The organism is Pseudotenacibaculum sp. MALMAid0570, assembly GCF_040151415.1.
Lineage (GTDB): Bacteria > Bacteroidota > Bacteroidia > Flavobacteriales > Flavobacteriaceae > Polaribacter.
In genome coordinates this window covers 1-524 of the sequence record NZ_JBDKWF010000024.1, presented here as the reverse complement: position 1 = coordinate 524, position 524 = coordinate 1, and the positions used below count along the sequence as shown (strand labels likewise).

The 524-nt window shown below is 38.4% G+C and carries 1 protein-coding gene; it reads left to right on the top strand.

The genetic code is table 11. The features are described from left to right. Nucleotides 1-524 (top strand): FIDD domain-containing protein (locus AAON49_RS00110; protein WP_502942868.1); only part of this gene is annotated, 524 nt, incomplete at both ends.

The following is a 524-nucleotide window of genomic DNA, read 5'->3' as shown; positions in this document are numbered from 1 at the left end:
TTGTGACGATTTCTTAGACATCGATGGAAATGATAATGCCAATAATGATGATACTGATGGAGTAACCACTTTTGACTTTAGCTCTGTAACGGCAGAAGTACGTGCGTTATTTCCTGTAACACAACAATTAACAATCACCTACTATCGTAATGAGGCTGATGCGCTTGCTGAACAAAATGCTATTGCTGATCCTGCTAACTATAGAAACATTGGATATCCTAACTCGCAACAAATATATGTGCGTGTGGATAGTAACTTAGATAACGACTGTCTTGGATTTGGTACTCATATCACTCTTAATGTAGATCCTGTGCCTGTTGCTAACGCAGTTGGAAACTTAGAACTTTGTGACAATCTAGATGATGGAGATGGGTTTAACGGAATTGTACAAACTTTTAATCTAGATGCACAGACTCCTATTATTCTTGGAACTCAGAATCCAGCTGATTATACAGTAACTTATCACACATCAGCAGCAGATGCTAATAGTGGAGCAAATCCTATCGCAGGAACTAACATGTATG